At 54.7% G+C, this 3,165-nt stretch carries 1 tRNA gene and 2 rRNA genes (1 of these 3 running past the window's edge); all 3 read right to left on the bottom strand.

The features are described from left to right. Positions 1-28 precede the first annotated feature (28 nt). Positions 29-105 (bottom strand) — tRNA-Met (locus tag ACWIGM_RS31090). Between the two features lie 95 nt (positions 106-200). Further along, positions 201-315 (bottom strand): 5S ribosomal RNA (rrf, locus tag ACWIGM_RS31085). Between the two features lie 78 nt (positions 316-393). Beyond that, a 23S ribosomal RNA gene (locus ACWIGM_RS31080) occupies positions 394-3,165 on the bottom strand; it runs 34 nt beyond the window's last position.

The following is a 3,165-nucleotide window of genomic DNA, read 5'->3' as shown; positions in this document are numbered from 1 at the left end:
CGGGGCTTTGTTGTATTTTGCGGTAATTTGGTTGCGGGGGCCAGATTTGAACTGACGACCTTCAGGTTATGAGCCTGACGAGCTACCGGGCTGCTCCACCCCGCGATAATGGGTGTTTTAAACGGCAACGCGGCGCTGGGTGCGGTTAGGCACCCTGCGCCGCGCGCTGGAAGTCATGTGATGAGGGATATCCTTGACAGGCCCGGCAACGACCTACTCTCCCGGGTCTTGAGACACAGTACCATCAGCGCTGAGGAGTTTAACGGCCGAGTTCGGGATGGGATCGGGTTCTGGCTCCTCGCTCAAGCCACCGGGCCGGCGAAGGATATTGGCAAGCATATGGTCTTTTGTGTTGTCGCGTTTGTGTTGGTGTCGCGGACATTGATCATGAGAACGATCAAGCCGATCGAGCAATTAGTACCGGTAAGCTGAGCAGGTTACCCTGCTTACACACCCGGCCTATCAACGTGGTCGTCTTCCACGGCTCTCAAGGGAGAACTCGTTTTGAGGTGGGTTTCCCGCTTAGATGCATTCAGCGGTTATCCCGACCGTACATAGCTACCCTGCACTGCGGCTGGCGCCACAACAGGTCCACCAGAGGTACGTCCACCCCGGTCCTCTCGTACTAAGGGCAGATCCTCTCAATTCTCCTACACCCACGGCAGATAGGGACCGAACTGTCTCACGACGTTCTGAACCCAGCTCACGTACCACTTTAATCGGCGAACAGCCGAACCCTTGGGACCTTCTCCAGCCCCAGGATGTGATGAGCCGACATCGAGGTGCCAAACGATTCCGTCGATATGGACTCTTGGGAATCATCAGCCTGTTATCCCCGGCGTACCTTTTATCCGTTGAGCGATGGCCCTTCCACGCGGGACCACCGGATCACTATGGCCGTCTTTCGACTCTGCTCGACTTGTCAGTCTCGCAGTCAGGCAGGCTTATGCCATTGCACTCAACGAGCGATTTCCGACCGCTCTGAGCCCACCTTCGCACGCCTCCGTTACTCTTTGGGAGGCGACCGCCCCAGTCAAACTGCCTGCCATGCGCTGTCTCGGACCCGGATGACGGGTCGCGGTTAGACATCCATGACGATAAGGGTGGTATTTCAAGGATGACTCCACCAGAGCTGGCGCCCCGGCTTCAAAGTCTACCACCTATCCTACACATGCCGACACGAATGCCAGCGCAAAGCTGCAGTAAAGGTGCACGGGGTCTTTCCGTCTGACCGCAGGAACCCCGCATCTTCACGGGGAATTCAATTTCACTGAGTCTATGCTGGAGACAGCGGGGAAGTCGTTACGCCATTCGTGCAGGTCGGAACTTACCCGACAAGGAATTTCGCTACCTTAGGACCGTTATAGTTACGGCCGCCGTTTACCGGGGCTTCAATTCGGTGCTTGCACACCTCCTTTTAACCTTCCGGCACCGGGCAGGCGTCAGACCCTATACGTCATCTTACGATTTCGCAGAGCCCTGTGTTTTAGTTAAACAGTCGCTACCCCCTGGTCTGTGCCCCCAATGCCTAGTTGCCTAAGCACTGGGCCTCCTTATCCCGAAGTTACGGAGGTAAATTGCCGAGTTCCTTCAGCATAGTTCTCTCAAGCGCCTTGGTATACTCTACCAGTCCACCTGTGTCGGTTTCGGGTACGGTCTGATGTTGGAGCTATTTCCAGGAACCGCTTGGAAGCCAGGTCAATCCAATAAGACCTGACAGCGTACGCGATCCGTCACTACCAACTGGCTGAGGAATATTCACCTCATTCCCATCGACTACGCCTTTCGGCCTCGCCTTAGGGGCCGGCTAACCCTGCGGAGATTAACTTTACGCAGGAACCCTTGGACTTTCGGCGACAGTGTCTTTCACACTGTTTGTCGTTACTCATGTCAGCATTCGCACTTCCAATACCTCCAGGAGCCCTCACGGGTCTCCCTTCGTTGGCTTATGGAACGCTCCGCTACCGCTTGCACAAAGTGCAAACCTTAAGCTTCGGCTCGTGGCTTGAGCCCCGATACATTTTCGGCGCAGGAACCCTTGTTTAGACCAGTGAGCTGTTACGCTTTCTTTAAAGGATGGCTGCTTCTAAGCCAACCTCCTGGTTGTTTTGGGATTCCCACATCCTTTCACACTTAGCCACGAATTGGGGGCCTTAGCTGTAAGTCAGGGTTGTTTCCCTCTCCACGACGGACGTTAGCACCCGCCGTGTGTCTCCCGCGCAGTACTTCTCGGTATTCGGAGTTTGGTTAGGTTTGGTAATACGGTAAGTACCCCGCACCCATCCAGTGCTCTACCCCCGAGAGTATTCACGCGAGGCGCTACCTAAATAGCTTTCGCGGAGAACCAGCTATTTCCGAGTTTGATTGGCCTTTCACCCCTAGCCACAAGTCATCCGAGACTTTTTCAACAGGCACCGGTTCGGTCCTCCAGTAAGTGTTACCTTACCTTCAACCTGCTCATGGCTAGATCACCCGGTTTCGGGTCTAATCCGACGAACTGAACGCCCTGTTCAGACTCGCTTTCGCTGCGCCTACGCCTAGCGGCTTAAGCTTGCTCGTCAGACTAAGTCGCTGACCCATTATACAAAAGGTACGCGGTCACCCAGGACGAACCTTGAGCTCCCACTGTTTGTAAGCATTCGGTTTCAGGTGCTATTTCACTCCCCTCGTCGGGGTGCTTTTCACCTTTCCCTCACGGTACTTGTTCACTATCGGTCGCTGAGGAGTACTTAGGCTTGGAGGGTGGTCCCCCCACGTTCAGACAGGATTTCACGTGTCCCGCCTTACTCATGTCTCGACTGCTTGCAGATCCGTACGGGGCTATCACCCATTGATGCGTGGTTTCCCAACCACTTCCGGTAACGCACAATCGAGCACTGGCCTGGTCCGCGTTCGCTCGCCACTACTAACGGAGTCTCGTTGATGTCCTTTCCTCCAGGTACTTAGATGTTTCAGTTCCCTGGGTTAGCTTTGAACCCCTATGTATTCAGGGCTCAATACCTTCTTGTGATCTCTGTTAGCTTAAGGACAGACTGAAAGCCTATCCTTAGAATAACAGAGATCGAAGGTGGGTTTCCCCATTCGGAAATCCGCGGATCAAAGCTCATTCGCAGCTCCCCACGGCTTATCGCAGCGTATCACGTCCTTCATCGCCTCTCAGCGCCA

Source organism: Allobosea sp. NPDC055332 (assembly GCF_053645455.1).
This window is presented reverse-complemented; position numbering and strand designations above follow the sequence as displayed.